Source organism: Pandoraea horticolens, assembly GCF_902459555.1.
Taxonomy (GTDB): Bacteria; Pseudomonadota; Gammaproteobacteria; order Burkholderiales; family Burkholderiaceae; genus Pandoraea; species Pandoraea horticolens.
On the sequence record NZ_CABPSM010000021.1, the window covers coordinates 21,801 to 48,475 of the forward strand.

At 63.2% G+C, this 26,675-nt stretch carries 25 protein-coding genes and 1 tRNA gene; 3 read left to right on the plus strand and 23 right to left on the minus strand.

Going from position 1 to position 26,675, the window contains the following annotated elements; genetic code table 11:
- Window positions 1-118 precede the first annotated feature (118 nt).
- The 12 genes from PHO31112_RS23780 to PHO31112_RS23835 all read right to left on the minus strand — a co-directional run bounded on the left by PHO31112_RS23780 (window position 119) and on the right by PHO31112_RS23835 (window position 10,342).
- A complete protein-coding gene (locus tag PHO31112_RS23780) occupies window positions 119-1,009 on the minus strand; it encodes an AraC family transcriptional regulator (RefSeq protein ID WP_150623720.1) in 891 nt (296 codons plus the stop codon).
- 101 nt (window positions 1,010-1,110) lie between these two features.
- The gene (locus tag PHO31112_RS27270; RefSeq protein ID WP_174977295.1) at window positions 1,111-1,401 is read right to left on the minus strand and encodes a DUF4148 domain-containing protein; all 291 of its coding nucleotides are present in this window, start codon (window positions 1,399-1,401) and stop codon (window positions 1,111-1,113) included.
- A gap of 270 nt (window positions 1,402-1,671) precedes the next feature.
- The gene (locus tag PHO31112_RS23790) at window positions 1,672-2,163 is read right to left on the minus strand and encodes an Rrf2 family transcriptional regulator (protein ID WP_150623724.1); all 492 of its coding nucleotides are present in this window, start codon (window positions 2,161-2,163) and stop codon (window positions 1,672-1,674) included.
- A gap of 133 nt (window positions 2,164-2,296) precedes the next feature.
- The gene (locus tag PHO31112_RS23795; protein WP_150623726.1) at window positions 2,297-3,319 is read right to left on the minus strand and encodes a branched-chain amino acid ABC transporter permease; all 1,023 of its coding nucleotides are present in this window, start codon (window positions 3,317-3,319) and stop codon (window positions 2,297-2,299) included.
- A gap of 7 nt (window positions 3,320-3,326) precedes the next feature.
- Window positions 3,327-4,217, minus strand: coding sequence for a branched-chain amino acid ABC transporter permease (locus tag PHO31112_RS23800; RefSeq protein ID WP_150623728.1), 891 nt, complete (start codon window positions 4,215-4,217; stop codon window positions 3,327-3,329).
- A gap of 21 nt (window positions 4,218-4,238) precedes the next feature.
- On the minus strand, window positions 4,239-4,994 hold the full coding sequence (locus PHO31112_RS23805; protein WP_150623729.1) for an ABC transporter ATP-binding protein: 756 nt from the start codon (window positions 4,992-4,994) through the stop codon (window positions 4,239-4,241).
- Window positions 4,991-5,770, minus strand: a complete 780-nt coding sequence (locus PHO31112_RS23810; protein WP_150623810.1) for an ABC transporter ATP-binding protein — start codon at window positions 5,768-5,770, stop codon at window positions 4,991-4,993. Before PHO31112_RS23810 ends, PHO31112_RS23805 begins: the two co-directional genes overlap by 4 nt.
- 4 nt (window positions 5,771-5,774) lie before the next feature.
- The gene (locus PHO31112_RS23815) at window positions 5,775-6,464 is read right to left on the minus strand and encodes a DUF2848 domain-containing protein (protein ID WP_150623731.1); all 690 of its coding nucleotides are present in this window, start codon (window positions 6,462-6,464) and stop codon (window positions 5,775-5,777) included.
- Window positions 6,465-6,499: 35 nt separating this feature from the next.
- On the minus strand, window positions 6,500-7,741 hold the full coding sequence (locus PHO31112_RS23820) for an ABC transporter substrate-binding protein (RefSeq protein ID WP_150623733.1): 1,242 nt from the start codon (window positions 7,739-7,741) through the stop codon (window positions 6,500-6,502).
- A 106-nt stretch (window positions 7,742-7,847) separates the two neighbouring features.
- Window positions 7,848-8,228, minus strand: coding sequence for a cupin domain-containing protein (locus tag PHO31112_RS23825; protein WP_010806438.1), 381 nt, complete (start codon window positions 8,226-8,228; stop codon window positions 7,848-7,850).
- Between the two features lie 87 nt (window positions 8,229-8,315).
- Window positions 8,316-9,797, minus strand: coding sequence for a 4-hydroxyphenylacetate 3-hydroxylase family protein (locus PHO31112_RS23830; protein WP_150623735.1), 1,482 nt, complete (start codon window positions 9,795-9,797; stop codon window positions 8,316-8,318).
- Between the two features lie 26 nt (window positions 9,798-9,823).
- A complete protein-coding gene (locus PHO31112_RS23835) occupies window positions 9,824-10,342 on the minus strand; it encodes a flavin reductase family protein (protein ID WP_150623737.1) in 519 nt (172 codons plus the stop codon).
- 414 nt (window positions 10,343-10,756) lie between these two features.
- Here PHO31112_RS23835 and PHO31112_RS23840 point away from each other — a divergent pair, with 414 nt between their 5' ends.
- Window positions 10,757-11,989: an IscS subfamily cysteine desulfurase gene (locus tag PHO31112_RS23840; protein WP_150623739.1), complete on the plus strand. Its 1,233-nt coding sequence runs from the start codon at window positions 10,757-10,759 to the stop codon at window positions 11,987-11,989.
- A 24-nt stretch (window positions 11,990-12,013) separates the two neighbouring features.
- Here PHO31112_RS23840 and PHO31112_RS23845 read toward each other — a convergent pair whose 3' ends face one another.
- The 8 genes from PHO31112_RS23845 to PHO31112_RS23880 all read right to left on the minus strand — a co-directional run bounded on the left by PHO31112_RS23845 (window position 12,014) and on the right by PHO31112_RS23880 (window position 21,455).
- Window positions 12,014-12,556: a MarR family winged helix-turn-helix transcriptional regulator gene (locus PHO31112_RS23845; RefSeq protein WP_150623741.1), complete on the minus strand. Its 543-nt coding sequence runs from the start codon at window positions 12,554-12,556 to the stop codon at window positions 12,014-12,016.
- Between the two features lie 144 nt (window positions 12,557-12,700).
- Complete coding sequence (locus PHO31112_RS23850; RefSeq protein ID WP_150623743.1) at window positions 12,701-13,435, minus strand: transporter; 735 nt, start codon at window positions 13,433-13,435, stop codon at window positions 12,701-12,703.
- A gap of 138 nt (window positions 13,436-13,573) precedes the next feature.
- Window positions 13,574-16,327, minus strand: coding sequence for a magnesium-translocating P-type ATPase (gene mgtA / locus PHO31112_RS23855; protein ID WP_150623745.1), 2,754 nt, complete (start codon window positions 16,325-16,327; stop codon window positions 13,574-13,576).
- A gap of 318 nt (window positions 16,328-16,645) precedes the next feature.
- Window positions 16,646-16,993 (minus strand): hypothetical protein, encoded by a 348-nt coding sequence (locus tag PHO31112_RS23860; protein WP_150623747.1) that lies wholly within the window; start codon window positions 16,991-16,993, stop codon window positions 16,646-16,648.
- Between the two features lie 507 nt (window positions 16,994-17,500).
- Window positions 17,501-18,148 carry a GTP cyclohydrolase II gene (gene ribA, locus PHO31112_RS23865; protein WP_150623749.1) on the minus strand — a complete coding sequence of 216 codons (648 nt, stop codon included), beginning with the start codon at window positions 18,146-18,148 and terminating at the stop codon, window positions 17,501-17,503.
- Between the two features lie 170 nt (window positions 18,149-18,318).
- The gene (locus PHO31112_RS23870) at window positions 18,319-19,410 is read right to left on the minus strand and encodes a threonine aldolase family protein (protein WP_150623751.1); all 1,092 of its coding nucleotides are present in this window, start codon (window positions 19,408-19,410) and stop codon (window positions 18,319-18,321) included.
- A complete protein-coding gene (locus PHO31112_RS23875) occupies window positions 19,407-20,708 on the minus strand; it encodes a dicarboxylate/amino acid:cation symporter (protein ID WP_217427068.1) in 1,302 nt (433 codons plus the stop codon). Before PHO31112_RS23875 ends, PHO31112_RS23870 begins: the two co-directional genes overlap by 4 nt.
- 54 nt (window positions 20,709-20,762) lie before the next feature.
- The gene (locus PHO31112_RS23880; RefSeq protein ID WP_150623753.1) at window positions 20,763-21,455 is read right to left on the minus strand and encodes a GntR family transcriptional regulator; all 693 of its coding nucleotides are present in this window, start codon (window positions 21,453-21,455) and stop codon (window positions 20,763-20,765) included.
- Between the two features lie 366 nt (window positions 21,456-21,821).
- Between PHO31112_RS23880 and PHO31112_RS23885 the strand changes: the two genes are divergently transcribed.
- Together PHO31112_RS23885 and PHO31112_RS23890 are read left to right on the plus strand one after the other, a co-directional pair.
- Window positions 21,822-22,469 carry a LysE family translocator gene (locus tag PHO31112_RS23885; protein ID WP_174995861.1) on the plus strand — a complete coding sequence of 216 codons (648 nt, stop codon included), beginning with the start codon at window positions 21,822-21,824 and terminating at the stop codon, window positions 22,467-22,469.
- Window positions 22,470-22,504: 35 nt separating this feature from the next.
- On the plus strand, window positions 22,505-23,011 hold the full coding sequence (locus tag PHO31112_RS23890; RefSeq protein WP_150623757.1) for a P-loop nucleotide/nucleoside kinase family protein: 507 nt from the start codon (window positions 22,505-22,507) through the stop codon (window positions 23,009-23,011).
- Between the two features lie 138 nt (window positions 23,012-23,149).
- On the opposite strand, the gene PHO31112_RS23895 is transcribed toward PHO31112_RS23890, so the two are convergent.
- The 3 genes from PHO31112_RS23895 to selA all read right to left on the minus strand — a co-directional run bounded on the left by PHO31112_RS23895 (window position 23,150) and on the right by selA (window position 26,674).
- Window positions 23,150-23,245: transfer RNA gene (locus PHO31112_RS23895), tRNA-Sec, on the minus strand.
- 91 nt (window positions 23,246-23,336) lie between these two features.
- A complete protein-coding gene (selB, locus tag PHO31112_RS23900) occupies window positions 23,337-25,247 on the minus strand; it encodes a selenocysteine-specific translation elongation factor (protein ID WP_150623759.1) in 1,911 nt (636 codons plus the stop codon).
- Window positions 25,244-26,674, minus strand: coding sequence for an L-seryl-tRNA(Sec) selenium transferase (gene selA, locus PHO31112_RS23905; RefSeq protein WP_150623761.1), 1,431 nt, complete (start codon window positions 26,672-26,674; stop codon window positions 25,244-25,246). The genes selB and selA overlap by 4 nt, the downstream gene beginning before the upstream one ends.
- Window position 26,675: the final 1 nt, after the last annotated feature.

A 26,675-nucleotide genomic window follows, 5' to 3' on the forward strand; every position in this document is an offset into this window, starting at 1 on the left:
AAAACAAACCGGCCGGTACGTTGCGCATCGGCGCACGTTCCGGCCGGCCTTGTGACACATGGTTTGTGCCCGGCTGCGCCGGGCTTTCGTACTGAACGTCTCTGCGGTTCTACCGTTCTCAAGCCGCCTGAGCCGGCAACGCCGGTACGAGCGTCACGCGCGGCGGCGGCAGCATTGTCACAGCGTGCATCTGAGCGCGCAACCAATCGCGCGGGCTGCTTCCTGTCTTGCGGCGGAAGGCGCGAGCGAGCGCCGATGCGCTTTCGTACCCCACTTCTTCGGCCACACGCGCAATCGGCTGACCATCGCGCAGACGTTTCTGCGCAAGGCCGATGCGCCAGTCGAGCAAATAATCCGCCGGGGACTGCCCGACGACTTCGCGAAATTGCGCTGCAAAGTTGGCGCGCGACATATTGGCAGTGCCGGCCAGCGACTCCACCGTCCACGCTTCACCCGGCTGATGGTGAATCACATGCAGCGCCCGCGCGAGCCGCGGATCGGCCAGCCCGGCAAGCATGCCATGACTCACCATACGCTGCTCCAGCACATGGCGCAGCAACTGGATGACGAGCAATTCGAACAAACGGTCCATCACGGCAAGACGCCCGCACTGCGTGCCGAACGCCTCCATGAACAACCAGTTCAACGTGAGTTCGAGCGTGGAAAGCGATTTCGTCGGCAGGACGAGATACTCCGGCAGCGCCGCCACGAGCGGATTGTTCTGCCCGCCGTCGAACGACAGCGATCCGCACACGAGTTCCGTTCTCGCGCCTTCGCCCGAGAGCAACTGATGATGATTGCGGCGCGGAAAGAAGATCAACGACGGTTCGACGATGTCCTGCCGCGAGCCATCCTCGAGCACAAGTGCGACTTCGCCCGCACGCAGCAAATGCAGATGTCCGCCGTCATGCGCGTCGACACCGTAACTGGCAATGCCGCAAAGGCCGCCGCTATGAAACACACCGGCGCGAACGCCGAAATTCGAAATCAAGGTGGAGAGCCGGTCCATGGCGCACTCAAGTGTTGTCTAACCTGGTCCGCCAATTATCGGGGATTTGGCCAACACTTGCTTGCAACCGGCATCCTGTCCGTTCGACGACGGCCGGCACCTCAGGCGCGGTCGTCACCCACCGGCGCACCTGTGCCGATTTCCGCGCGAACTTCCGCGCGCGAACGGCCGGCCGAAGACCGTTGTTGCAGCAATGACGGATAGGTCTGAAGCGACTGGTCGAGTTGGCCCGAGGCACGCGCCTGACGCAGCTCGTCGCGCACTTGTGCACGGGTGACGCCTTGCGTCGCGGCCGGTTGACCCGCGTCGGCGGTTTGGGTTTCGGCGAAGGCAGAAGCGGAAGCCAGCGTAGCGGTGGCGATCAGGGCAGCGGCAATAATACGAGCGTTCATGACGAGACTCCTTTCGTTCGGCAGTGAGTGCCAGGTGTTGGTTTTCCCGGGGCGCCAACCTCTCGCGTTGAACGGCTGGGCTGACGCTATCGGGCACGACTCAAGATTACGAAAGGGCGGGGCAAATTTCGCGGCTGCGCGTCTGCAAGATGCGACTAATCGTCCAGATCTCGCGATAGCCATTAACCGGCGCTATGGCGTCGATAGCGAACGTCGATAAGTTCGTGAAAATTTGAAGGAATGCTTAAAAAAGCAGGCGCTGCGGCGGGATTACGATTCGGTGACGCGCCGTTTGACTTTGATATCCGCGACCGGGACGACGGCGGCCACCGCGTCGCCGAGCAGGCGTCGCAACACGGCGGGCTTGCCCACCAGATCGGCCAGTGTGTAGCGATCGAGCACCGCGAAGTAGGCGCGCAGCGCCTCGCCCAACACACCGCGCAAGTTGCATGCCGACGTAATGACACAGGCACTCTCGCCCTGATGGAAGCACTCGACCATCGCGAAGTCGGGTTCCATCGCCCGCACCACATCGCCGAGTCCGATGCGCTCCGGCGGCCGCCCCAGCCGAATCCCGCCCGAGCGCCCGCGCACGGTGTGCAGGAAGCCCAGTTGACCGAGCTTTTGCACGATCTTCACGAGATGATTCTTGGGAATATCGAACGCCTCCGCCACGGACTGCACGTGCACCAGCTCGTCGGGATGAACCGCGACGTAGATCAGGGTGCGCAGACTGTAATCGGTATGGTCGGTGAGTCGCATTCGGCGGGGAACAGCGGGAACGGACGGGGCGGCACGATGTGCCGCCCGGTAGTCTTGCGAGGCAGTTTAACATGGCCTTGACATGCATCTTATGTCCGGCCAGGCCCTTGCGCCACCCTGTCCGCCACCGCCCCTACCCTTTGATCGCGCCGGCCAACGCCGCCGGGCGAGCCGCGTTGTTACGGCGCGCCACCCAGCGTTGCCGCCAGGCAAGCCATTCGCCAACGATGCCGCGACGGAACAGCAGCACGCAGAGCACGAAGATCACGCCCGTCACCACACTCACCATCGAACCAAGACCCGTGAACACCTGCCAACCTGTCGCCTGCGCCAGCCAGTTACCGATATCGCCGAGCTTGGTCTCCAGCGAGACGATGAGCAACGCGCCCACCGCTGGCCCGAAGCGCGTGCCCATGCCACCGACCAGCGTCATCAGAATGACCGATCCCGAGAGCGACCAATGCACGTCGGACAGCGTGGCGAAGCCGAGCACCAGCGTCTTGAGCGCCCCCGCGAGACCCGCGATCGCTGCCGACAGCACAAACGCCAGCAGTTTGAAACGCGCCGCCTCATAGCCCAACGAAATCGCGCGTGGCTCGTTCTCCTTGATAGCCGCCAGCACGCGGCCGAAGGGAGACGCAATGACCCGCGACATCAACGCAAACGTTGCCGCGACCACGGCAAGCACCACGAAATACAGCGTGAGATCGTGGTCCAGCGACAGGCCGAAAAACGTCTGGCGAGGCACGCCCTGCAATCCATCCTCCCCGCCGGTAAATGGCGCTTGCAGACAGAAAAAGTAGAACATTTGCGCGAGGGCGAGCGTGATCATCGCGAAGTAGATGCCCTGACGCCGGATCGCAAACAGCCCGAAACCCAACCCGAACACGGCACCGGTCGCCACGCCGGTCAGCACACCGGCCAGCGGCGACCACGCGAGATCGCGCATCACATAACCCGCGAAGTACGCCGCCCCGCCGAAGAACGCGGCATGACCGAACGACAATAACCCCGTGTAGCCAAGCACCAGATTGAGCGAACAGGCGAACAGCGCGAAACACAGTACCTTCATCGCGAAAACGGGATAGACCCCGAGCGCCGGCAACGCGGCCAACAGCACGAGCAGCACAAGATCGAAACGGTATTGACGCATCATCAACGACTCACTTGTAGGCATAACCACCGAACAGACCATGCGGACGCACGAGCAGCACGAGCGCCATGATCACGAACACGACCGTGGCCGAAGCCTCCGGGTACCAAAGTTTGGTCAGTCCCTCCAGCACCCCGAGCGCGAGCCCCGTGACGACCGATCCGGCAATCGACCCCATGCCGCCAATCACCACGATGGCGAAGACCGTCACGATCATCGGTTGCCCCATGATCGGCGAGACTTGCATGATGGGGGCGGCCAGTACCCCCGCGAACGCCGCCAGCGCGGCGCCGAAGGCATAGGTAAGCGTGACCATGAGCGGCACGTTCACGCCGAATGTCTCGACGAGCCGCGCATTCTCGGTACCGGCTCTGAGCAGGGCCCCGATGCGGGTACGCTCGATGACGAACCACGTGAGCGCACAGGCGGCGAGCGACGCCGCGACCACCCACGCGCGATAATTCGGCAACACCATGAACGGCAGACGCGTGGCGCCGGCGAGCAGCGCCGGCCCCTCGAACGACATGCCCGACACGCCGTACGCCGACCGGCCAAGCCCCTCGATGATGAGCGTGAGGCCGAGCGTGAGCAGCAGACCGTACAGATGATCGAGCTTGTAAATGCGAGAGAGCAGCCCGCGTTCGACGGCGGCACCGAGCAACCCAGCGGCCAACGGCGCGATCACCAGCATCGTCCAGTAGTTCAGCCCGAGATACTGGCCGCCCATCCAAGCGACGAGCGCGCCGATCATGAACAGCGCCCCGTGCGCGAAGTTGATGACATTGAGCAAGCCGAAGATGACCGACAGGCCAAGACTCAGCACGGCGTAGAAGCACCCGTTGACCAGCCCGAGCATCAATTGGCTAAGCAACGCTGGCAGAGGAATATCGAAAGGATTCACGGCAATGACCTTCTGAGCGGGTTACACGTTGAGCAGCGTTTGCAGCGCCTGTGTATGGGCGGACAACCGGTCGGCGTCGAATTGCAGCGCGATGCGGCCGTGCTCCATGACATAGAAGCGCTCGGCCAGCGGCGCGGCAAAGTGGAAGTTCTGTTCGACAAGCACGATGGTGTAGCCGCGCGATTTGAGCGTCTCGATCATGCGGGCGAGCGTGCGCACGATGGCGGGCGCCAACCCTTCGGATATCTCGTCGAGCAGCAACAACCGGACCCCCGTGCGCAGAATGCGCGCGATGGCCAGCATCTGCTGCTCTCCGCCCGAGAGCCGCATGCCAGGACTGTGACGGCGCTCCGCCAGATTCGGGAACATCGCGTAGATCTCGTCGAGCGACATTCCGGCCTGCCCCGGTGCGGCACCGCCCGTCGCCAGCACAGGCGGCAGCAGCAGGTTTTCCTCGCACGACAGACTGGCGAAGATGCCCCGCTCCTCCGGACAGAAACCCACACCGCATCGTGCGATCTTGCGCGTCGGCAGGCCGATGGTCTCGCGTCCGAAAACGCGCACCGAGCCGGCACGCGTATCCGTGAGCCCGAGAATGGCGCGCAACGTCGTGCTGCGGCCCGCGCCGTTTCGTCCCAACAGGCTGACGACCTCACCCTGCCCCGCCACCAGATCGACGCCATGCAGAATGTGCGATTCGCCGTACCACGCTTGCAGGCCGGTCACCGCCAGCGCCGGAACGCTGGCTGCAACAAGCGACGACTCGTAGGCCTTCATGCGTGCGCTCCTTCCAGCGTGGCATCCGCCGACCCCATGTAGGCTTCACGCACCCGAGCATCGCCCGTGACCGTGGCGTAGTCGCCTTCGGCCAGAATCTCGCCACGCTGCAATACGGTGATCGTGTCGGCGATGCCCGACACCACTTTCATGTTGTGCTCCACCATCAGCACCGTGCGTCCGGCCGCGACTTGCCGGATGAGCACAGCCACCCTCTCGACATCCTCATGCCCCATGCCTTGCGTGGGCTCGTCGAGCAGCATGACGTCCGGCTCCATGGCAAGCGTCGTGGCGATTTCCAGCGCCCTTTTGCGTCCATAGGGCAACGATGCGGTCAACTCGTGCGCATAGGCGGCAATGCCGACCTCATCGAGCAACGCCATCGCACGCGTATCCAGATCGCCCAGCCCGCGCGTGCTGCGCCAGAAGTGATAGGACTGGCCCGTGGCACGTTGCAACGCCACGCGCACGTTCTCGATAACGGACAGATGCCCGAACACCGCCGAGATCTGGAACGAGCGGATCATGCCGCGCCGCGCCACCGCCGCCGGGGCGAGACGGGTGATGTCCTCGCCACGATAGAAAATCTGGCCCGACGTCGGTGTCAGGAACTTGGTCAGGAGGTTGAAACACGTTGTCTTGCCCGCACCGTTCGGACCAATGAGCGCGTGAATCGCCCCGCGCCTGACCTTCAGATCTACGCCGTCCACCGCGGTGAAGCCGCGAAACGCCTTGGTGAGCTGCCGGGTTTCGAGAATGATGTCGTCGTGATGCATGCGCTTACCCCACCACTGGTAGCGGGGTAATACCGTAACCATGTTGCAGTCGACGTTCGAGCACGGGGTCTTCCAGCTCGAAATCGAAACGCTCGGCCGAACGAATACCGCCGATGGCCGCCAGCGTGCCGCACAGCATGGCGGTGCCGTCTTCGAAGCGCCCGCCTGCCTCGGCGAAGCGCGCGAGCAGATCCTGCGGCGAGCGCATCGCCGTGACCGGCCCCTGCTGGTACAGCACCTTTTCGCCGCCGATGTTGGCGTAGCTGCGCAGCATGAGCCTGTCCCAATGCGGCTCGATGTCGGCCAGCCGCCACAGCATCGTCGCGCAGGGTTTCTCGCACATCTGCTTCGAGACGGTGACCCCGTAGGTTTCCACCTCGCGGTCCGTGTGGTCCGACGCCACACCGACATACGTTTCGCCCCCGCTGCGCACGAGCAGAAACTCGACCTCGCCGCTGCTTGCGCGTCCGCTCGCCTCGATGTGGGCCTGCGTCGTGAGGCGGTCGCTCGATACCCGGTAGAACATCGGTGTTGCCGCCGGGCGCTTCACGCCCAGCACCTCCAATTCACGGATGTGATGCTCCATCGCTTCGACGTCCCGCCCCGTCCAGCCCGCAATCACAAGCTGTTTAATGGCGACATCGCGCTCGACGATACCGTCTGCTGTCTGTACAACGAAATGCATGAGATTCATCTTGCCAACTCCGGTCATGGCCTGACTTCCTGGGATCACTTCTTCACGAGCGCGCACTGGCTCTGGGCGAGCGGACGAAACGCCTCGTTGGCGGGGATCGTCTGCAGCACCTTGTAGTAATCCCAGGGCTTCTTCGATTCCTTGGGCGACTTCACTTCCACGAGATACATGTCATGCACCATCAGGCCGTCGGGGCGAATCTGACCGCCTTTGGCGAAGAAGTCGTTGATGGGTGCCTGTTTCATCGACGCCATGACCGTGTCGGCCTCGTCGGTGCCGGTGCGCTGCACGGCTTGCAAGTAGTGCATGACAGACGAATAGGTGCCTGCGTGTACGAGCGTCGGCATCTTGCCGGTCTTCGCGAAGAAGCGCTGGGCCCAGGTGCGCGAGGCGTCGTCGCGGTCCCAATAGAAAGCGGTGGTCAACGTCATGCCCTGCGCCGCTTCGAGTCCGAGGCTGTGAATGTCGCTGATGAACATGTGCAGACCGGCAATCTTCTGTTTGCCGGGGGCGGTGATGCCGAACTCGCGCGCCGTCTTGATCGCATTCACGGTGTCCGCACCGGCATTGGCCAGCGCAATCACCTTGGCGCGCGACGCCTGCGCTTGCAGCAGATAGGACGACAGGTCCGACGAATTGAGCGGATGCTTCGCGCGGCCCACGACCTTGCCGTTCACGTGTTGCAGCGCTTCGGTAGCGTCCTTCTCCAGCGACGCGCCCAGCGCGTAGTCGACGGTGAGGAAATACCAACTGTTATCGCCGCTGCGCGTCATCGCCTTGACCGTGTTCGACGCGAACGAATAGGTGTCGTACGAGTACTGCACCGTGTACGGCGAACAGTCCTCGTTGACGAGCCGTGTGGTGCCCGCGCCCGTCACGATGGCGATACGGCGCTTGGCCTTGGCGACGTTGGCCACCGCCAGCGCCACGGACGACGGCAGCAAGTCCTCGACGACGTCGACCTGCTGGTTGTCGAACCAGTCGCGGGCGATGGTCGCCGCCACGTCGGTCTTGTTCTGATGATCGGCCGAAATCACTTTGACCGGCACGCCGTTGACCTTGCCGCCAAAGTCGTCGACGGCCATTTGCGCGGCAATTACCGAGCCCTTGCCGCCGATGTCGGAGAAGATCGACGACATGTCGGTAAGCACGCCGATCTTCACGACCCCGTCGCTCATCTTGCCGGGCTGAGCCTGTGCGGCGAACGGCACGGCGAAGGCGGCGGCGAGCACCAGGGCAGCCATTAACGTGGTACGATTTGCGCGAAACGTAAACATAATGTTTTCCCGATAGCCTGTAGAGGTGTGATGTGGGTGAAAACGTCTCCCGGCGGCACGGCAACGCCCTCACGTTCGCCGCGCCCAATGCCCTGCCTTGAACGTGTCAGGCCGGGTCGTAGTAGTGAATTTCGAGAAGCAGACAGCCGCCGTTCGACTTGAACGGGCCGTGGAACGCGCCTGGCGGGCGGCACGCATAGGTGTTCGGCGCAAACGCTTCACCGCCCTCGCCCTGTGCGTCGTTGCCGACCGTCAGATCGCCCGAGACGAGATAGACCTCCTCCCAGTAGGTATGCACGAACGGGGCCGTGGTGTAGATGCCCGGTGCGAAGCGCAGCAAACGCGTGCGGCTGCCCGCGCGGTTCGGCTCGTCGAGCGAGCCCGCGAGAATCTTCTGTTCGATGCCCGGGGGATAGCCCGGCGGCACCTCCCATCCCTCTTTCATATCGATGGAGTGAAACTCGTCATGCAACTTGTTGATCGCCATGGGAACTCCTTGTCTGTGGCGGGTAATACCGTCGTAGTGCCGTCGTAGTGCCGTCGTAGTGCGGTTGTGGTGGAAATGAAGTGCGGCTCAGGCCGCGACCGGCTGCCGGACGATCTCGTCCGAGAGCGCATAGGTACCGAGCAGGTTGTCGACCAGCCGCGTGGCCTTCTGCCAGTCGTACGTGCGATAGGCGTGGCCTTTGGTCACGAACGTGGCGCCGGCGTAGAACATCTCGTACTGGTTATGGCGCGAAGCGAATTCGGAGCCCACGGCGTCCCAGGCAAGCTTGAAAAACTTGACGCGCTCTTCGGCGTTGGCCACCGGCGACTTCTGCGTCTTCTCGATAATGCTGGCGAGCATCGGGTTTTCGAAGTCGTGGATGCTCGACGGCAGCATGATCATGCCGCCGCCTGCCAGTTCGCGAAGCGTGCCGAGCACCTTGCCGTAGAGCTGTTGGGTGAGCACTTGCGAGCCGTAGAGCAGGTTGCGGTCCGGCACGTAGTAGCCCTTCTCCATATGGCCCTTCGCCTCCATACCGTGCACCCACGCCTCGACCATCGCCGCCTCGGCCGCCAGTTGTCCGAGCGTCTCGCGTACTTGCGGGAAGGCATTGGTGCCGTTCACCTCGGTAATGCGCAATGCGATGCCCACGAGAAAGCGCAGCTTGACCATCAGCCGCACCTGACATTGATAGTTCTGGTAGCTGTGGGCAGGCGTGGCGTGGAACTGCTTCGCGCACATGGCCGTGTCGCCGGCGACGAAGATGCGCTCCCACGGCACTTTCACGTCGTCGAAGTACAGTACGGCGTCGTTCTCGTCGAAGCGCGACGCGAGCGGGTTATCGAACACCGACGTGGCGCTGCCCTCGTAAGACTTGCGCGACAGCACGCGCAGGCCCTGGGTATTCATGGGGATCGCAAACGACAGTGCGTACATCTCGTCGCCCGCCTTGAGCGGCTGGATGCAACTGCAGAAAACCTCGTTGGCCATGATGCCGCTGGTGGCGAGCATCTTTGCGCCCCGCACCGTAATGCCCTCGTGGTCCTGGTCCACAATGCCGACAGCGAGGTACTTGTCCTCTTGCTCGTGCGCGGCTTTCGACTGATTGGCCTGCGGGTTCACGATCACATACGTCAGGAACAGGTCGTTGTCGCGAGCGTATTTGTAGTAGTCGCGCAGCGCCCCCGCGCGCTTGGTGTCGTATTGTTCGAAAACGTCGATACCCATCACCATGCCTGAAATGCACGAGGCCACGTGATCCGGCGAGCGTCCCATGAAGCCGTAATGCAACTCGCTCCACGCTTCGAGCATCTCGCGGCGTTGCACGAGTTCGTCGTAGCTCGTGGGCAACTGCCAGATGCGCGAGACCTGATCGCCCGTGTCCGGCGACGCGAAGGTCATTGCCTCGAGGTTCTCGGGACGCGCCTGAAAGTCGTACAGACTCGCGTAGCTGCGAATGGAATTGCGGAACGCCGAATGGGTGGTCACGTCACCGACGGCCTTGCCGTCGATATACACTTCGCGTCCGTCACGCAGTTGGCCGATATGTTGACTACCGTTCTTTACCATGACTCTCTCCTGAAACCCTGGGGAACTCACGCCGCCACCGGCGTGGTGTCGAGCGAGCGGTACTGCCCGCCGAAGAAAATGAGCGGCCGGCCGTCGTGGCGCGCCGCGTGGTGCACAACCCGTCCCACAAAGATCACGTGATCGCCGCCGTCGTGTTGCGCATACGGCTCGCATTCGAAGGCAGCCAGCGCCCCCGGCAGCCGGCCAATGCCCTCGCCCTCGAAGCTCACGCCGTCCCACTTGTTGCCCCGGACAGTCGCGAAACGGTTGGAGGTGTCGCGCTGGCTCTCGTCCAGCACATTCACCGTGTAGCGCGCGGCCATGCACAGGTCGTCGAGGCTCAGACAGCGCCGGTCGACCGAGAACAGCACCAGCGGCGGCGCGAGCGAGACCGAATTGAACGACGCCACAGTGATACCGATGGGCGGCCCGTCGTCGCGGGGCGCCGTGATCACGGCCACGCCTGTGGCAAACATGGCGAGCGTGCGACGGAACTGTCGCGCCTCGTCTTCCGAAGCCTGTACTGCGGTCGATGCGTCGTTCATGATTACCTCCTTCTCGAAGCGGCCTCGCAGCGAAACGACACTCGTTTTGCCGCTTCACCCGTCAAACCGTCTTTCGTATTTAGCTTTGTTTGTTAGTAATTATTGAACGTTAACAAAAATAGCTAATCAAGCAAGGTAAACCCTGAGCGCGAAGAAAGTGCACATGCTTTTCGCTGGTGCATCGCCGCACCCGAACCGGGCAAAACCCTTACTGATCATGGGGTTTCATGGGTGGCGCATTGCACAAGACACAACCGGATTGCGCACAACCTATCTCGCTGACTCAGGTCATCCCGGACACAAAAGGGGCGGCATGAAACCCTTTTTTCAATGTGGGAGAGTGCGATTCGTGAGAAATGCGGTGCTACACTCGGCCGCAATTCAAGATGTCCACCGGACGATTCGGAGTTCCCTATGCCGTCTACTACGCCGTCGCTTTTCGAAGCCCCCATCTACATGGACTACAGCGCAACGACCCCGGTCGATCCGCGCGTGGTCGAGACAATGGTTCCGTACCTGAACGTCAATTTCGGCAATCCCGCTTCGCGCAGTCATAGCTACGGCTGGACGGCCGAAGAGGCCGTGGAGACGGCCCGCGAACACGTCGCCGCGCTGCTGGGTGCCGATTCGCGCGAGATCGTCTGGACGTCTGGCGCGACCGAAGGCAACAACCTCGCCATCAAAGGCGCGGCGAATTTCTACAGCGGCAAGGGCAAACACCTGATTACCGTGAAGACCGAGCACAAAGCCGTGCTCGACACCATGCGCGATCTGGAACGGCAAGGGTTTGAGGTCACTTATCTTGACGTGCAGGAGGACGGCCTGATTACGGTCGATACGGTGCGCAACGCCATGCGCCCGGACACCATCCTGGTGTCGGTGATGATGGTGAACAATGAAATCGGCGTGATTCAACCGATCGCGGAGATCGGCGAACTGTGCCGCGAGCGCGGCATCGTGTTTCACTGCGACGCCGTGCAAGCCGCAGGCAAGATCCCGATCGATCTGCAAACGCTCAAGGTCGATCTGATGACGGTCACGGCCCACAAGCTTTATGGCCCGAAGGGCATCGGCGCGCTGTATGTGCGCCGCAAACCCCGCATTCGTATCGAAGCGCAGATTCACGGCGGCGGCCACGAACGCGGCATGCGCTCGGGCACGTTGCCGACGCATCAGATCGTGGGGATGGGCGAAGCGTTCCGGCTGGCGAAGCTCGAACTGGCGTCGGAAGCCGCACGCGTCGGCGCGCTGCGCGACCGCCTGCTCGCAGGTCTTCAGACGATGGACGAGGTGTATATCAACGGCGACATGATCCACCGCGTGCCGCACAATCTGAACGTGAGCTTCAACTTCGTGGAAGGCGAGTCGCTCATCATGGGGATCAAGGGCGTAGCGGTGTCGTCGGGCTCGGCGTGCACATCGGCGTCGCTCGAACCGTCGTTCGTGCTGCGCGCGCTCGGGCGCAGCGACGAACTCGCGCACAGCTCCATCCGATTCACCTTGGGGCGCTTCTCGACCGAGGCGGAAGTCGACAGCGTGATCGAACAGGTGCGCGGCACCGTCGGCAAGCTGCGCGCGATGAGTCCGCTATGGGATATGTATCAGGACGGTGTCGATCTGAACTCGATTCAGTGGGCGGCTCACTGAGGGAGCGCTGGTGCCGCGCCGGGTTCAGCGCTTGTCGCGGGTCGCCAGCAGGTGGCTCAGATCCAGCGTGGCGCGGTCGCCGTTGGTCACGAGTCTGTCGACGACGGCACACAGTACTTTGAATTCGGTGCGTGTTACGCCTTCGAACAGCACGTCGTTGATACGCTGTTGCGAGGGCGTCAGCTCGTGGAGCAGTTTTGCGCCGGCCGCCGTGACCGTCAGGCTCATCTTGCGGCGGTCTTCCGGATTCTGACGCTTGTCGATCAGCTTGAGCGCCTTGAGCTTGTTCGTCTCGATGGTCACGAACGCACCGGACAGGTGCAGATGCTCGGCCAGTTGATTGACGGTGACATCCCCCTGCGACGAGAGATGCACCACCGACTGGAGCAGCGAGTACTGAATGCCCGTCAGACCGATCAGGCTGCCAAACCCGTCGCGCACAGACAACAGGCGTGCGGCGAACGGCAGCAACCCATTGATCAGATGACGGAATTCGGCGTCGGAACCGTCGATGAGACAGGCTGGATTGGTGACGGTAAGGGCCTTCGGGGCCGGCGATTTTGGCATGGAAGCGTTCGGTAAGCGGCGCGGCGCGCCAGGACAATCACTTTGGAAAAAAATTATACTGCAAAGTTATCTGCCTCCTGGCGAGCGGGTTCGATACCCCGCCCTGCCGCGCCCCGGCCCAACGCGCCTGGCCGGCCGGCGTCTTTACCAGCGGACGGTCATCCCGCCCATCCAGGAGTCGCTATAGGTCTGGGGATTGAGCCCGCGCCGGTAACCGACATCGAGATCCAGCCAAGGCTTCGGGCTGTAGATCGCGCCGAGAATCATGAACGCCGGATTGGTCCGCTGCGCGAAGTCGGGGTTTTGCGACGTGCCGACATCGAAGATCAGTTGTGTTGACGGCAGCACACGGTACATCACCGCCCCAGAGACCTTCCACAATGCCTGGCGCTGCGACTGTCGGTTCGGCTCATAGGTTGCCCCGGCGTTGAACAGGAATGTCCAGTCACCGATCGCATACTGGGTGAGCAACGTCGCACCGGCGTTCACCCGGCCAGTGCCGAGCCCGCGCCGATCGCTGCCTGACGGAAACGTCAGGTAGGGCTTGAGGCCGATACTGAAAGCCCCGTTGTCGTACATGCGCCACTTGGCGCCCGTCTCCACATCGCCAATGCCGCTGCCCGCAGTATCGGAGCGATTCTGGATGGTCGTGTAGGGGACGTTGACGTAGAGGTCGATCGCCTCGCCCACGCCGCGCGTCAGCGTGCTGTTCCAAAGGCTCTGGTGCCCGATGTCCGGTTGCTTCGACGTGACTTCGCTATTCGTCTCGAATTGCCAGTTGCCGTCGCCCTGTGTACCGGTGTCGTCGGTGACCAGCGGGTGGGCGGCGAAAGCGCTGAGCGGACAGAACAGCGCCAGATACATCAGTTGCTTCTTCATGAGTCGTTCTCTTGTTAAGCCTATGTCGCACCGCGCGCTGCACGGTGCTTGCATGTGGGTCGCCCCCCCCCCCCCCGCCCCAAGGGGCGGGGGGGGCACATCATTTCAATGTGAGTTGTGTGCCGGATCGAGGCTCGATCAGAACCAGCGGCCAAAGCGGCGGATGTAGATCGTCTTCACCACCTGAGCGAGCGCGATGTAACCGAGCATGGTCGCCACGAGCCAGTAGAAGTACGAGCCCGGCAGTGCGATGAAGCCCAGTGCCTCGGCAAACGGCGAGTACGGCAGCCAGCAGGCGATCACAATGGCCACCGACGTGGACAGCATGATCGGCAATGCCGGCGTGCTTTGCAGGAACGGGATCTTCTGCGTGCGCAGCAAGTGCACCACAAGCGTCTGCGACACCAGGCCTTCGACAAACCAGCCCGAGTTCATGATGACCTGACCCGCGTCTCCGCCCTGGGCGTGATACAGCGCGCCCGCACCGAAGACCGTCCACATCAGCACGTAAGTCGTGATGTCGAACACCGACGAGGTCGGCCCGAGCCACAACATGAAGCGCCGGATATTGCCGGCATCCCACTTGCGCGGCTTTTTGAGGAACTCGGGGTCCATGCGATCCCACGGCAGGAACATCTGCGAGATGTCGTACACGAGGTTCTGCACCAGCAGTTGCATCGCAAGCATCGGCTGCCACGGCAGGAACGCGCTGGCCACCAGCACCGAGAACACGTTGCCGAAGTTCGAGCTGGCCGTCATGTTCAGGTACTTCAGAATGTTGCCGAACGTCTCCCGGCCCTTGATCACGCCCTCTTCGAGCACCATCAGGCTCTTCTCGAGCAGGATGATGTCGGCGGTCTCCTTGGCGATGTCGGCACCGGTGTCCACCGAGATGCCGACGTCCGCATCGCGCAATGCGGGGGCGTCGTTGATGCCGTCACCGAGGAAACCCACGGTGTGGCCGTTCGCCTGCAATGCCTTGACCACACGCGCCTTGTGCAGCGGTGCGAGTTTCGCGAACACCGTGGTATGCCCGACCATCTCGCGCAGCTTGGCGTCGTCCATCGGCTCGATGTCCGAACCCAGCAGCGGGGTGCCCGGCTCAATGCCCACCTGACGGCACACATTCATCGTGACGATGGGGTTGTCGCCAGTGAGCACCTTGACCGCCACGCCATGCTCGCGCAGTGCGGCAATGGCGGGTGCGGCCGAATCCTTGGGCGGATCGAGGAAGGTCAGGAAACCGCAGACCGTCAGGCCCGCTTCGTCAGCCGTCTTGTATTGCGTCTTGGTCTCGTCCGCCGGAATGTCGCGGGTCGCCACAACGAGGACACGGAAGCCCTCTTCGTTGTAGGCCTCAGCGCGGGCCAGCAGCATGGCGCGGGCCGTGTCGTCGAGCGGGCGCACGCCCTCCGGGGTCTTCACGTGCGTGGAGACGGACAACATTTCTTCGACGGCACCCTTGGTCACCATCAGGTGCTCGCCACGTTCGTTGGCGACCACGACCGACAAACGCCGGCGCACGAAGTCGAACGGTAGCTCGTCGATTTTGGCAAACGTGCGCGGTTGCACGGCGTCGCCGATCTCGTTGGCGCGACGGATGATCGCCACGTCGATCAGATTGCGCTGACCGCTCTGGTGATAGCTGTTGAGCCAGCCAAGGCGCAGCACGTCCTCCTGCTCGTCGCCCGTCACGTCGAGATGCCGCTCGAGAATGATGCGGTCTTGCGTGAGCGTGCCGGTCTTGTCGGTGCAGAGCACGTCCATGGCGCCGAAGTTCTGGACAGAGTTCAGACGCTTGACCACCACCTTGCGTCGCGCCATCGCCAGTGCACCGCGCGCCAGATTGGCGCTCACGATCATGGGCAGCATTTCCGGTGTCAGACCGACCGCCACCGCCAGGGCGAACGTCAGCGCGCTCACCCAGTCGCCCTTGGTCAGGCCGTTGATCATGAAGACGACCGGCACCATCACCAGCATGAAGCGGATGAGCAACCAACTCACGCTGTTCACGCCACGGTCGAAGCTCGTCTCGACTCGCTTGTGGCTCACGACGTTCTTCGCGAGTGCACCGAAATAGGTGTCGCCCGCCGTCGCGACGACGACACCGGTGGCCGTACCGCTCACCACGTTGGTGCCCATGAAGCAGACATTCGACAGGTCCAGCAGGCTGGCATTGCCCTGCCCATCGGCCGTCTCCGCCGACTTTTGCGCAACGGCACCCAGCGTGTCGTACTTCTCGACGGGCAACGCCTCGCCGGTGAGCACCGCCTGACTGATGAACAAGTCGCGAGATTCGATCAGACGCAGGTCGGCCGGAATCATGTCGCCCGCCTGCAACGTCACGATGTCACCCACGACCAGCTCACGCATGGCGACTTCGTGACGTTCCGACTTACCCGAGACGGTGACGCGGCGGCGAACGGACGCCGTGGTGCGCACCATCGCCTTGAGCTTCTCTGCCGCGCGCAGCGAACGGAACTCGGAGAAGAAGCGCAGCAGGCCGCTGATCGTCACCATCGTCATCAAGATGGTGATGCCCATGTAGTCTTTATCGTCCGGGTCGGCGAAGTAGACATCGGTGAAGAAGCTGACGATGGCGAGCGCGAGCAGCACCATGACAAACGGGTTCTTGAACGCGCTGAACAACTGCACGGTCCAGTGGGGCGGCTTGTCGTGCGCGATTTCGTTGGGGCCGTAGCGGGTCTGGCGCTGGCCGACATCCTCGAGCGTGAGACCACTCTCGTCGGTGCCGAGTGTATGAAAGACGTCCTGCAGCGGTTCGGTCGCCAGCCGGGCAACGGCGTCGGGGCCCGAGAGCGGCAGGTCGGAGCTTGTCGAGCGTTCGACAAAGCCGCGCTGTTTATGGCGCGAATGGAGGTTCTTGTTCATGACGATTTCCTGGCACGGCTTACGCTGGCATGGCGGCCGGCCGGTCTCGTCAAGCGCTACCAGATGTCATGTCTCCGGAAAAAAGCGCAAACGCACCCAGCCGCGCCGCGCGGCGCGCGGTCGGTAGTAACGAAAATTCTTGGGTCTGGCATCGGAGCGCCCGCCGGAAGTCCGTGCGCCATGCGCGCGGTTCCGACGGGCCTCATTCGGCTACTTCCGTCTTCCATATCGGACTCCTTAGGTTTTGCTATTCGGCACACCGGCAGACGCGATCGCGCTGCGCGGCAAAGAAATGGGGCATCGATCGGCGGCGTCGCCCTATGCGTGCGCGGGCATGGCGTCGGCGAGCGCGCGACGGGTACTGTCGTCGGACCAGACCACGCGACGCACGCTACGCTCGCCGGACAGGCGCATGACAAGCGACGTGAGCGACGCCCGCGAGGCGAGCGGACAATCGAGCGTAACGGTGGCGGACGCTTCGTCGCGATCGTTCCGACGCGTAATGCTGACGTGCGTCGCGCGAAGACCGAGCGCGGTGAGATCGATGAACATCTGTTTGCGCAATGCCCCCAAGGCATCGGCCAGGCAGACGATGGTCAGGCGCGACACCGGCGTGGTGCGCGTCGATTGGCTTTGAAAAGCCTGAAACGTTTGAAAAACTCGCATGACTTCCTCGCATGGCTGCGAATCGTCCCCACCACACGCGGTAAGGACAGTCGGCGCGTGCACGTGCCGTCTCGATGCCAGGGAGGCATGCGCAAGACGACAACGCCCATCACGGGCACAACAGTGGAATTTCTGCGGGAATTGCGCCGAAGACGTGACGCTCAGGAAGAGCGATTATTGGCGCCAGACACCGCATCCTGCATGAGGACGCGGCACAGGGAAGGCTGTGGATCCTCAGGCAATCAGTCGATCAACGATCGACTACTACTGGCATCGGAATTCACGGACAACCCCTTTAATTTGAAGACAGGGCGGATGGTAACTGAGGCCAAATTGGGGCGTCAAGCATAAAATGCTGCGCCGCAACCCAGTTGGGAATTTACCTATCGATTGAGGCGCTTTATCGCCGCCCAAAGCCACGGGACGGCCTTATGCGCCTACCGAACGGCATGCCCATGATCGTGAATGACGAGCGGCGCGCTACCGGCCGGACTCGCCGGCCAGCCCTTATTCGTTCTCTTCGAAGTAGTGCCCGAACTTCACCTGCTTGGTGCGGATGTAACGTTCGTTTTCTTCGCGCATCGGAATATCGAGCGCCACGCGTTCGCACACCGGAATGCCGTGCTTCGTGAGCGTATCGAACTTCTTCGGATTGTTACTCATGAGGCGCACCGAGCGCACGCCGAGAATGCGCAGGATCGCGGCTGCGGAATCGTATTCTCGAGCATCGTCGGGCAGCCCCAGATCGAGGTTCGCTTCAACGGTATCGCGCCCCTGTTCCTGCAGCAGGTACGCGCGAATCTTGTTGCTCAGTCCGATGCCGCGTCCTTCATGGCCTCGCAGATACAGCATGACGCCGCGTCCGGCTTCGGCGATCTTGCGCATGCCCGCGTCGAGTTGTTCCCCGCAATCGCAGCGGTAGGAACCGAATACATCCCCCGTCAGGCATTCCGAATGCAGACGCACCAGCGTCGGCGCATCTGTCGACACATCGCCCATGACCAGCGCGAGATGCTCGTTGTTGCTGCCTTTGACGCGGAATGCGTGGGAGGTGAAAGTGCCATAGCGGGTCGGCAGGGTCGCGGTAGCGACAAGCTCGACGCATTCGCCAGCGTCGCACGCGGGCGTGGCAGAGGCATTACCAGGGGACTTCATGATGACGTTCAAACGGGCCGAATGGAGAGTCGCGTGCCACCGGACAGCGGTGGCGTGTGCTCGGAGTGTACCGCCATTTCCAATTTTCGGCCGGCAGCGGCGTGCAACACACTGTTGCAAGTCGCTACCGAATCGGTGGCACCGGCCCCAGCGCGTCCCTTCGGACGAAGTCAAACCGCGCCAAACGGTGAGGCGTTCGCCACCAACCCATCGCGGATCGATGCAATGGCCGCGATGGTGTCATTGATGTCGTCGTCGCCGATATGACGGTGCGTGACCAGCCGCAGCATGGAAGTGCCGCTCGCGCGCGCCAGAATGCCGCACTCCGCGAGCACCGCCTCCCACGTGCTGGAATTGCATTCTCGCTGCTCCCCCACACGCAACCGCACGATATTGCTTTTCGACGGCACGGCGTCCACCAATTGAGGATCGATCTGGGCGAGTCCGGCCCACAGGCGTTGCGCGCGCTGATTGTCGTCGGACAGGCGCGTGACCATCGTCTCCAGCGCCACCTTGCCTGCTGCGGCCATGATGCCCGCCTGACGCAAGCCGCCGCCCGTCATGCGCCGGAATGCGCGCGCCTGTTCGATCATCGCATGCGAACCGGCGAGCATGGCGCCCATTGGCGCGGAGAGTCCCTTCGACAGGCAGAACGTCAGACTGTCGCAATGGGCGGCGATCTGGCCAACGTCGACGCCCAGCGCGGCGGCCGCATTGAACACGCGGGCACCGTCCATATGCACCGGCACGCCCGCACGCGACGCCAGCGCGTGCACGTCGGCCAGATACCCCAGCGACGGCACGTAGCCGCCGGAGTGGTTATGGGTTGACTCCACACCGACCATCGCCGTTGGCTGCCCGTAACGCGAAAAGCCGGGACGCAATGCCCCGGCCAGTTGATCGAGATCCATCTCGCCGCGCACCGATGGGATGAGCACCGGATACAGATGCGCGAGCCGCGACATGCCGCCCGCCTCCGACTTTGCCATATGCGACTGCGCGTCGACCACGGCCTCGCCGCCGCGGGTGGCATGACACAGCGAGGCGATCAGATTGCCCATCGTGCCGGAGACGACGAACATCGCCTCCTCTTTCCCTGTCATGACCGCCGCGAGATGTTCGAGTGCGCGTACCGTGGGATCACCCTCGAGGGTGTCGTCACCCAGCGACGCGGCCTGCATCGCTTCCCACATCAGTGCCGTGGGACGGGTGACGGTGTCGCTTCGCAGATCGACTAAGCGCTCGGTGTTACCTGATGTCATGCGAACTCCTGACCGTGGGCATGACCGCCAGTGCTTGCGGACGAGGACTCGGCGGCAAGCGCCGCTTGCACGGCCTCGGGCGACTCGTACGCAATGCCGGCAAGCTTCATGACGAGCTTGATGGCCACGGTGTTGCTGAAAACGTTGATGGCGGTACGGCCCATGTCGAGGAAGGCATCGACACCGGCAATGATCGCAAGCGCTTCGATAGGCACGCCGATGGTCGTGAGCACCATCGCAATGGCCACCAGCCCGCCAGACGGCACGTTCGCACTGCCTTTGCTGGCGAGCGTGGTGACGAGCACGATGGAGAGCAGCGTCGGCATGTCGAGCGGCACATGATACGCATCGGCCAGAAAACCGACGGCCAGTGCGAAGTACATGATCGAGCCGTCGCGGTTGAACGCGTAGCCCAGCGGCAGCACGACCGACGCGATGGCCTTGGGCACCCCCATTGTGATGAGCTTTTCCATATGCAACGGCAGCGTGGCTTCCGACGAGCGCGTGGCGAAAGCGAGAATCACCGGCTCACCGATGGCGCGCGTTGTCTCCAGCGGCTTTTCGCCAATGGCCTTGAGCAGAATCCAGAACAGCACCAGCAGCACCCCAAGGCCCAGATACATCGTGCCCACGAGTTTGACAAGGGCGAGGATCGTGCCAACACCCTGCGTTGCGAACAACCAGGAAATGATGGCGAAGATCGCGAGTGGCGAGAGTGAGATGATCCAGTCCGTCAGCTTGAACACGGCCCCCATCAGGGCATCGAGCACCCCCACGAGCGGCTTGGCACGCTCACCGATGGCAGAGAGCGCCAGGCCGAGCAGCACCGCGAAGACCAACACCGGCAACAGGTTGCTGCCGCTCATCGCCGCGAAGATGTTCGACGGAATCATTTCCAGGAAGAACTTGGTCCAATCGACCGAGGCGGCAATCGGTTTGGCCGACGCATGTGCCGCCGCGAGATTCGCCCCGAGCCCCGGATGGAAGATCGCGTTCAGGCCCAGCCCGATTACGATGGAGACCAGCGTGGCGATGAAGAAGTAGATGAGGCTGATGGCCGAAACCCTTCCGAGCGCGCGGGCGTTGTGCCCCATCTGATAAATGCCTAGCGTGATGGCGGTGAAAACGAGTGGCACGACGATCATCTTTACGGCCTGCACGAAGGCAGTGCCCACGGGCATGAGCTTCGTGGCAAGCGCCGGGGCGAACATACCGCAGCCGATGCCGAGCGCCAGACCGATGAGCATCTGGACGGGCAACGGGATGAGGCGTTTCTTGCTGGCAGAACGTGACGACATGACAACAATCTCCGGAAATTGCGTGGTGACGCGGTTTTCGCTTGTCGGGGGCGATCAGCGCTGAGTACCGGGCGGCACGGTGGGAGGAACGAGCGCCTGCAAGCGCGCTTGCATGGCGTGCGTGAGGTGGTCCCAGACATGACGCTGAGCCGCCTCGGGACGCCCGGCGGCGATGGCGTCGAAGATCGCGAGGTGTTCGCGAACTGCGGCGCGCGTGCGCTCGGCGTCGTAATGCGGGATACGTTGCAGCGCCAGACCGTTCTGAGTGCGCAACGCGTGATAGGTCTCGGTGAGCCGCCCGTTGTCGGCCGCGGCAAACATCGCTTCGTGAAACTGCCAGCCCACGCGCTGCGTGATATCGACGTCAAGAGGCAAGCCCTGCTCGCCCTGCGCATCCAGTGCGCGCAGGCGAACGGCGACTTCCTGGAGCGCGGGTGTCACGCCCTTTTGCGCCGCCAGCCACGCGGCCATGCCTTCGAGCGCGAGCCGGACTTCGTGAATCTCGCTCAGATCCCGCACCGACAACTGCCGCACGAAGGTGCCACGCATCGGCACGATCTCCAGCAGGCCGTCGTTGGCGAGCGCACGAATCGCCTCGCGCACAGGCGTGCGGCTCACGCCGAAGCGCTCCGACAGGGCGCGCTCGGAGAGCGCTTCGCCCGCGCGGATTTCACCGGAGACGATCAGGGCGCGAATGGCGTTATAGGCCGAATCGCTCAGGGCGGGAGTACGTTGGTTCTGGTTCATAACTGGTATACCAGCAAAAAACAATTTGCCGGTCAACGCGAAAAGCTGTTGGATGGGGGATTTTCGGGTAAACGATAGCCTCACTTCCCCCGCTGGCGAGGCTGGTGCGAAGCGTACGGCAACGGGGTCACGTCAGTCGCCGGGAAGATATGCGATCGTGAAGTTGAATCGCCTCGCTCAACGCGCCGTTGTCATACCCGTTGAGCGTTGAGGATTGAGCGAAGGCAGCCGCAACGCAGGAAAGCTGCCGGTGAAAGCAGTGTTACGATGCGCACGACGCTATGGTCCGCACTGTCGCCCGAGCGACAGACCCACGCCCCCGCTGTTCGCCGCCGTATTACCGATTTTTCGCAGGAAACCACCGGAATGATCAATTTCAATCTTCTGCCGTACTTTCTGGCGACCGTCACCGTGCTCGTCGCGATTCCCGGACCAACGACCGTCTACATCTCGACGGCCAGTGCCAGCCAGGGCTTCCGATTCGGCGTGGCCTCGTGCTTCGGCGTGATGCTCGCGACACTCGTTCACGTCAGCTTGGCCGCCGCCGGACTGACCGCGTTGTTGCTCGCCTCACCGTTTCTTTTCAGCGCGATCAAGCTTCTAGGGGCGGCCTATCTCGTCTATCTGGGCATCAAAGCGATCCGTAGCAAGCCTGCACCGTCGGACACTACCTCTGTGTCTGTGCCACCCGCGCCTGCGCTAGGCGAGTCAATCAAGAAGGGGTTTCTGGTCAACCTGCTCAATCCGAAGACGGGGTTGTTCATCGCCGCATTTCTACCCCAATTCGTGACCCCGTCGTTGGGGCACGTACCGCTGCAGATTGTCACGCTGGGCCTGCTGCTCGTACTGGTCGGGGCAGTGAGCGACGTCACTTACGCAGCACTCGCCCGCACCATCAGCCGTGCCCTCGCCAACCGCAGTCGCCGACCGGGTATCGGGAAATATGTGGCCGGCCTGCTTTACATGGGCCTCGGCGTGGCGGCGTTGGCGACGTCGAACGGCGCGACGAAGTGATCGCGCCTGACCGCACCTTAGTGAGAACCTCGCGAATGTTGATCGCCTTCGCCGGACTGCCGGGCACCGGAAAAACAACCGTGGCGCAAGCGCTCGCTCGCGAGATTGCCGCCGTCTATCTGCGCATCGATACGTTGGAGCAGGCATTTATCGCGTCTGGAAGCTGCGGTGCCGATGTGGGGCCTGCCGGCTATCTCGCTGGTTATGCCGTGGCGAAAGACAATTTGCGCCTTGGGCAGACCGTCATCGCGGATTCGGTCAATGCCTTGCGGGTGACGCGCAGTGCCTGGCGACGTGTGGCGCACGAAGCCAGCGTGCCTATCGTCGAGGTTGCGCTGATTTGCTCCGATGCGGCTATGCACCGTGCCAGGGTCGAGGGTCGATGCGCCGATATTCTCGGCCACAACCTGCCGACATGGGAAAGCGTGCTCGAACGTCAATACGATGCTTTGGATGCCGAACCTCTCGTCATCGATACTGCCACCATATCGGTGAAGCAGGCCGTCGCCACGATCCTTCGTCACCTGCCGCGGGGCCGATAAGGCCAACTTCGCCTCGCCCTACGTGTCGCCGATGGGCTTGGCCGCCGGTTTCCCGAACGCCACGCTCGCCATAGCAAAAATGCCCGTTAACGGCTGTGAGGCGTCGACGGGCATCTTGTTACACCACACAAGAATTTCTGGCGGAAAGCAGCCGGAGTCGAACCGACCTGGGAGCGGCTGACGCCCCCAACCGGGTTTGAAGCCCGGCCGCATCACCGGATACGGATGCCTTCCTCAAGACAAAACCATTTCACTTGCTCGATGACGCGGCAAGCAATCCTGCATTGCGCAGGCTACCTAACGATAACGTCACCCCTACATCGACTTACGCCGCGCCCCACACCGCACCGGGGCGCCGCACATGAAAATTGCCAACGCGGCGAGTATATCCCGCGCGATCGAAGAACTCCAGAATCTGAATCGCACGCTTGCGGCCCAATCCCGTCGCATCCCGAAACACGCCGGCTTCGACCTTGCCGTCCGCACCGGCGATCATGCCTGCCAGCGTCTGCACGCACGTGTCGTCGTAGAACAGGTCCTTGACGATCTGATGCACGCGTGCCTGCCGCGCGAGCTTGCGCAACACCGAGCGCACCCGCTCTTCGGGCACGTTCAGCTCGCGTCCCATATCCCGGACCCAAGGCGGATTGAAGTGCCCCTGCGCAACGCGCTGCAGCAACACTTCGGCCAGCGCATTCTCCTCATCCGTCATTTCGACGCGGTGCGCCGGCAGATGCAACCACGCGCCCGTGCGCGCCAGCACACCTTCGACCAACATCGCGCGCACCACAATACGCCAGCGCAAGGCGTCCAGCGACGGCCAGGTCATGCGGCTCAGACGTGTGGCATCGAGACCCGGCTCGTCCGGTACGCGTGCGTGATAGTCGCGCAGCGCATCGAGCACCCGGCTGCGAACGTTGTCCCACGCCTGCGGCGCAAACGCCAGCGACTCGCCCTCCGCCTCGGGAAGCACCACGGCGTTCGCCGGCCACTGCCATTGCCCGGCAGGCACCCCGGTCAGCGCCACGACCTGCGCACTCGTCAGCCCGAATGCCGACTGCGCGAGCAGCGCATCGAGTCCGTCGCCATCGAGATAACGCGCAACGGCATCGAGCCACGCCAGACGTGCAGCCGAACGACGCTTTCGTTCGGGCGCCGCCGGGTCGAGTATGCGTCCGCCGCCGACGGTTGCCGTCGCCTGCGGATTGCGCGCGATGAAGCGGTCGCCCGGCATTGTGCAAACAGGGGTATCGAAGACCAACTGCACACGCATCGTGCCTCCCGGCGCCAGCGTGTCGCCTTCGAGAAGCACCGTATGGGCCTGAATATGCGCCGTGCCTAAATGAACATGCAGCGGAAACCATTGCGTGAGAGGCGCGCTGCCTTCCAGCCAATGCAGCTCGACGTCCACATGCGTCGACGGCCCCGACAATCCCGCAGCAACGATCCAGTCGCCGCGCCCGAGCTGGTCGCGCTCGACGCCCGCCAGATTCAACGCGCAGCGCTGCCCTGCCTTGCCCGCTTCCACCGGCCGGTTCTGTGCATGGATGCTGCGCACCCGCACCGGCAGTCCCTGCGGCATCACAGTGAGAGAATCCCCCACGTGCGCAGTGCCGGCGAACGCCGTGCCGGTCACGACCGTGCCTTGGCCCGCCAGTGTGAAGACGCGATCCACGGCCAGTCGGAATACGGCGTCGTTGCGGCGCGTTGCGTTGCCGGACTCGCTCAGCGCCTGCGCCGCCCGCGTCAACGACTCGCGTAACACCGCCACACCGGCATCGCCCGGCGTCGTCGCGCACACAGGCACCACGTCAGCTTGCGCCAGCGGGGTGTGCGCGAGCCATTGCGAAATCTCTTGCGTCACCGCCGCCAGACGCGCCGCATCGACACGATCCGCCTTGGACAGCGCCACCATGCCACGCCGCACGCCCAGCATCGTCAGAATGGCGAGATGCTCGCGCGTCTGCGGCATGATGCCGTCGTCCGCCGCGATCACCAGCAACGCGAAGTCGATGCCGACCGCACCGGCCGCCATCGTGTGAATCAACTTCTCGTGCCCGGGAACGTCGATGAATCCCAACACCTCCCCATCCGGCAACGGTGTGTAGGCATACCCCAATTCAATGGAAATGCCGCGCGCCTTTTCTTCCTTCAGCCGGTCGGTGTCGACACCGGTCAACGCGCGAACGAGACTCGTCTTGCCGTGGTCGATATGACCTGCGGTGCCCACGATCATGCACGAAGCTCCGCAAATTGCAGCGCGAGCCGCGCCTCTTCCTCCGTTTCGAGACAACGCAGATCGAGCCACAGCGTCTGATCAGCAATGCGGCCGATCACCGGATACGGCAGCGCGCGCAACGCCGCTTCGAGTTTGGCGAGCGCACGACCGCTGCCGCGCTTGCCACCACCGGCAGGCGCAATCGCCAGCCCGTAACTCGGAAGCTGCTCAACGGGCAACGCGCCACTGCCGATCTGACTCACCATCGGCGCGGCGGTGACGGTATAGGCATCGCCCAGCGACTTCGCAAGAACCGGGGTGAGACGCTCCGCCTGCGCCGCCATGTCGGTGCGTGTACGCGTGAGCAGCCGCAACGTGGTGAGCCGCTCGGTCAGATGATCGGGATCGCGATACAGACGCAACACCGGCTCCAGCGCCGCAAGCGTGAGTTTGCCGACGCGCAGCGCTCGCTTGAGCGGGTGCTTCTTGATCTTGGCGATGAGATCCTTGCGTCCGACTATCATGCCCGCCTGTGGCCCGCCCAGCAATTTGTCGCCGGAGAAGGTGACGAGATCGGCACCCGCCGCAATCGTCTCCTGCACGGTCGTCTCGTGCGGCAGGCCCCAACGCTCCAACGGCGCAAGCGTGCCGCTGCCGAGATCCACCGCCACCGGCACACCGTGCGGCCGGGCAATCTGCACGACCTCGGCAACGTCGACACTCTTGGTGAAGCCCGAGACTTCGTAGTTGCTGCAATGCACTTTCATCAGCAACGCCGTCTTGTCGCCAATGGCATTGCGATAGTCGGCGGCATGGGTGCGATTGGTCGTGCCCACCTCGACGAGCTTCGCGCCCGCGTGCGTCATGATGTCGGGGATGCGAAACGCGCCGCCGATCTCCACCAGTTCGCCGCGCGAGACGACGACCTCACGACGCTTGGCGAGCGTGGCCAGCATCAGCAGCACCGCCGCTGCGTTGTTGTTCACGACAGTTGCCGCCTCGCCGCCGGTCAACTCGCACAGCAGGGGCGCGACGAGATCGTCGCGGTCGCCGCGTCCGCCTGTAGCCAGATCGAATTCGAGGTTGGCCGGGGCGGTGAGCGCCTGCATGACCGCCTCGACGGCAGCCTCCGGCAGCAACGCGCGCCCGAGATTCGTGTGCAGTACCGTGCCCGTGAGATTGAAAACCGGACGCAGCGTGCCCCGGTTGCGCTCGGTCAGGGTGTGCGTCACTCGCGCCCCGAAAGCGGCCGGCGTGAGTGCGTCGCGCGTCAGCGTGCCCGTCAGCGCCGCCGCGCGACATTCGTCGAGATCGCAACGCAAGGCAGCCGTGACTTGTGTGCGGCCAAAGTCGGCCAGCGCGGCCTGAAACTCGGACATCCCCAACAGCCGGTCAAGCGACGGCAGATCCGCCGCCCCCGCCAGCCCGCGATCGTGCTCGGCCATC